The 215-nt window shown below is 75.8% G+C and carries 1 pseudogene; it reads right to left on the bottom strand.

What is annotated here, in order from left to right:
• Positions 1-215: pseudogene (locus tag QWY29_RS20810) on the bottom strand (hypothetical protein); the annotation flags it as partial.

The following is a 215-nucleotide window of genomic DNA, read 5'->3' as shown; positions in this document are numbered from 1 at the left end:
GAAGTGCACCTGGTGGGCGAGCACGGCGTCGAACCAGTCCTTGCCGGCGTAGACGTCGAAGTGGTCGCACGGGTAGTGCCGCACCTCGCCGCGGCCGGCGCCGGCCGCCGTGAGCGCGGCGTGCGGCGGCGCGCTCCGGTCGTGGTCGGCGATCTGCACGAGCAGCGGGCAGCGCAGGTCGGCCGCGTGCTTGACCCGCCCGTGGCCGCCGAGCA

The organism is Nocardioides abyssi (assembly GCF_030412915.1).
Lineage (GTDB): Bacteria > Actinomycetota > Actinomycetes > Propionibacteriales > Nocardioidaceae > Nocardioides > Nocardioides abyssi.
Note: the sequence above shows the minus strand (reverse complement) of the source record. Positions and strands in the feature narration are given on the sequence as shown.